Origin of the sequence: Asaia sp. SF2.1 (genome assembly GCF_000505765.1) — a bacterium.
GTDB classification, from domain to species: domain Bacteria; phylum Pseudomonadota; class Alphaproteobacteria; order Acetobacterales; family Acetobacteraceae; genus Asaia; species Asaia bogorensis.
The window spans coordinates 1-3,732 of the sequence record NZ_AYXS01000051.1; the positions used below are offsets into that span (position 1 = coordinate 1).

4 protein-coding genes are annotated in these 3,732 nt (G+C 60.2%); 2 read left to right on the forward strand and 2 right to left on the reverse strand.

Translation table 11 applies throughout. The annotated features are described in order from the left end of the window. Window positions 1-1,383: GMC family oxidoreductase (locus P792_RS35020; RefSeq protein WP_023979953.1), on the forward strand; the 1,383-nt coding region annotated here is incomplete at its 5' end. Window positions 1,384-1,404: 21 nt separating this feature from the next. On the opposite strand, the gene P792_RS35025 is transcribed toward P792_RS35020, so the two are convergent. Both P792_RS35025 and P792_RS36250 read right to left on the reverse strand, forming a co-directional pair. Further along, window positions 1,405-1,998, reverse strand: coding sequence for a DUF1826 domain-containing protein (locus P792_RS35025; RefSeq protein ID WP_023979954.1), 594 nt, complete (start codon window positions 1,996-1,998; stop codon window positions 1,405-1,407). After that, on the reverse strand, window positions 1,985-2,680 hold the full coding sequence (locus P792_RS36250; RefSeq protein WP_023979955.1) for a DUF1826 domain-containing protein: 696 nt from the start codon (window positions 2,678-2,680) through the stop codon (window positions 1,985-1,987). The genes P792_RS35025 and P792_RS36250 overlap by 14 nt, the downstream gene beginning before the upstream one ends. 86 nt (window positions 2,681-2,766) lie before the next feature. On the opposite strand from P792_RS36250, the gene P792_RS35035 reads away from it, so the two are divergent. Further along, the coding region (locus P792_RS35035) for a GTP-binding protein (RefSeq protein WP_235075549.1) at window positions 2,767-3,732 on the forward strand (966 nt) is incomplete at its 3' end.

Genomic DNA, 3,732 nt, shown 5'->3' on the forward strand with positions numbered 1-3,732 from the left:
ACCGATGAGCGTCTGATCGATGGGGCAAATCCGATCAAGATGGGCAGCAATAACAGCGGCAAGGCTGTTGGCGGCTCGACGGTCCATTTCGCTATGGTTTCATTACGATTCAGGCCCGAATGGTTCCAGTCGCGCACCAAGCTGGGCTACGCGGTCGACTGGCCGCTCGATTGGCGCGAGATGTGGTCGTATTACGACAAGGCTGAACGCGACCTCGCTATTGCCGGGCCGATTTCCTATCCCTGGGGGCCAAAACGGCCACGCTATCCCTATCGTGCGCATGAAATTGGCGGCGCGGCGGAGTGGCTTGCGCGTGGTGCGGAGGCAATGGGCTATCAATGGTCTGAAACGCCTCTTGCCACGGTCTCGGCACCGCGCGGCGACTCCCCCTCTTGCGTCTATCGTGGCTTCTGTCGTGTCGGGTGCTCGACCAACGCCAAACAGAGCCAGCTTGTGACCTATATTCCCCGTGCCCTGAAGGCCGGTGCCGAGATACGCGATCTTGCCATGGTGGGACGTATCGAGACCAACGCGCAGGGTGTCGCGACCGGTGTGCATTATCATCGCGAAGGGAAGTGGCATTTCCAGAAGGCGAAACAGGTCATTGTTGCCGGTTATGCCATCGAGACGCCGCGGCTATTGCTCAACTCGGCCACAGACCGCTTTCCGCAAGGGCTCGGCAATCGGTCGGGTTATGTGGGGCGCAACCTCATGGTGCAATCCAATCAGGCTGTTTATGGCAAGATGAAAGAGACGGTGCGCTGGAACAAGGGGCCGCCCTCTCTCACCATCACCGAGCACTGGAACTATGAGGACAAGAAGGATTTCTTTGGCGGGTATTGCTGGATGGCCCAGGGTCCCCTGCCGCTGGAATGGTCCTCTGCCGTGTCCTCATCGCGCGGGCTGTGGGGCGAGGCGCTGCGCCAGAAAATGATGGATTACAACCATCAGGTCGGCCTCAAGATGGTGGGGGAAATGCTCCCCAGCATGAATAACCGCGTGACGCTGGCTGATGAGAAAGACCAGTACGGCCTGCCCATCACACGTATCACCTATGGCTGGCAGGATAACGACAAGGTCATGATCCAGCACGCTCTGGGCGAGATGCAACGCTCACTCGAACTTATCGGCGCACAGGATATCTGGCGTCAGGAAAACGATACCAACCATCTGGCGGGTACGGCGCGGATGGGGTTTTCGGCCGAAACATCGGTCGTCGATGCCGATTGTCGCAGCTGGGACGTCCCTAATCTGTGGATCTGCGACGGGTCGATTTTCCCGACCACAGGGGGCGTCAATCCCTCATTGACCATCACCGCCATTGCCCTGCGCACCGCCGACCGCATCCAGACACTACATCGTCAGGGAAAGATCTCGCTCTGATCACCCCCTGACGCTGGGCCCTCAGTCGGCGCGCAGGAACAGCACAACGCCGAGCGAGGCCTTGTCCAGATCGATCCTCACCCGACTTTCATCCCGGACTGGCATGAAAGCCAGACTGAACGGCGCGAACCGGGTGAGGCGCGGGCTCGTAAAAGGCTCGCCCGAGTTCCAACTGGCTTCATCATGACCATAGGCGCAGAACAGCGACAGACGCCCTCCCGGCTCAGGCTGCCCCCCGGCCACGCCCGTGGTGAGAACCAGACTGATCCGGTTCGATCCCGAGAGGGCCGCGGCAAGCGAGGCGCAATGGGCAAGGTCCTCTGCCAGGAATTCCGGATATCCTTCATCCGAAACAAGAGCCTGAGCCGCCTGCATCACCTGTTCGACCGTTCCTGAGAGCGAGAGCGGCTCCAGAGGCGGCAAGGCCTCTCTCATGGCATCCACCCAGCTTTGTGGAGGTCGGCGCGTCCAGATGACCATATCGAGATCGTGACGGGTCAGGCTTGCCAGTGTGTCCTCCAGATTACCGGCGCGGACATGGGGAACCTGGCCTGACAGGGAAGCCATCCCGTGCAGCATATCCTGCCCGTCGGGCCAGCTCTCAATGGCGAACATGCAACCCCGCATCGCCGTTCAGCGCGTGCCCGTCCTGCGGGGTCAGGCCGCGATCAACTGTGTCATGGTCCTCTTCGCAGCAGGCATCGATCAGACCGTCATGCCCCAGCGCAGTCTCGTCAATCGTCAGCAGCAGCCTCCCCCCGACCTGAAGCTGTGCCGCTGTCATCGGTGGAGACCGATGTCGCACCGTGCATTGATCGGACCAGTCGGGATGGGCCGTCCCTGCCAGAAGGACAACCGCCCCTGCTGGGGTATCCTCGATATGGGCGCCGTCATCGCGTGTCCATTGCACGCCCGGCCCGACATAGCTGCGCAACAGACGCAAGGCGAGGTGATCGACATGGAATTTGCGGCAGCTATCTGTCACGATCCGCTCGAGCCTGATCCGCATGACAGAGTGCCCCGTCATATCCGCGTAGAGCGACACAAGCGACATGATATCCTCGTGCAAGGCGTCGAACGTGCCCTGCATGGCATCGGCCAGCTTCACCCCCAATTCATCACGCGTACCGCGCAGCACAATCACGGCGGGACGGGTCGCAAGGTAGCGATAGGCCGCATCGCGCACCTCTGCGTGCAAGCCCAGTGGCAGCGTCGTCAGGTCGCCGGAAGGAAGTGCGACCGCCAGCGGGCTTTTACGGAAGGCGAGGATACGTCGCGTCGGGCAGGAAGCAATCATGGGTGGCCCTCAGAATAAGTTATGTTATAACATAACAGCTCTAGTAAAGATTTCAATCCTTCCCCGTTCCCTTGCCCGAGCGCCTCATGCCCGATTCATCCAGCCTTTCCCCCGCTTATCTTTCCGCCGAGACTGCCGAAACCCTCGCGACCAATAAGGGAGACCGTGACACGCGCCTGCCGGTGACCATCCTCTCAGGATATCTCGGCGCAGGGAAAACCACGCTGATGAACCACCTGCTGCATAACCGCGAAGGCTTGCGGATAGCGGTGATCGTCAATGACATGAGTGAGGTGAATATCGATTCCGCACTCATTCGCGCGGGCCATGCCGATCTGACACGTGCAGAGGAAAACCTCGTTGAGATGACCAATGGCTGCATCTGCTGCACCCTGCGCGACGACCTTCTGACGGAAATCAGCCGCATTGCCGCCCTCGATCGCTTTGACTACCTGCTGATTGAGTCAACAGGCATTGCAGAGCCTATGCCCATTGCCGCCACATTCGAGTTTCGTGACGAGGCAGGGCATAGTCTGAGCGACGTGGCGCGGCTCGATACGATGGTGACGGTGGTCGATGCAGTCAATCTGCTCAATGACTTCTCCTCCACCGATTTCCTGCATGAGCGGGGTGAGAGCGCTGGCGAGGATGACCATCGCAGCCTTGTCGATCTCCTGACGGAGCAGATCGAATTTGCCGACGTCATTGTGCTCAACAAGATCGATACGGCAAGCGAGGCACAGCGCCGGGTCGCACGCTCCATCATCAACGCCCTCAATAGCGAGGCCCGGGTGATCGAAACCTCGGAAAGCCGTCTTGCCTCGCGGGAGGTGCTTGATACCGGCCTTTTCGATTTCGAGCGGGCCCATCGCCATGCCCGCTGGTTTCAGGAACTCTATCACCCGCACATGCATGCGCCGGAGACTGAGGCCTATGGCGTGACCAGCTTCGTCTATCGCGCCCGACAACCCTTCGAGCCAGAAGCCTTCGCTTCACTGATCTCCCGCTCATGGCCGGGGCTTGTGCGCGCCAAAGGGTATTTCTGGCTGGCA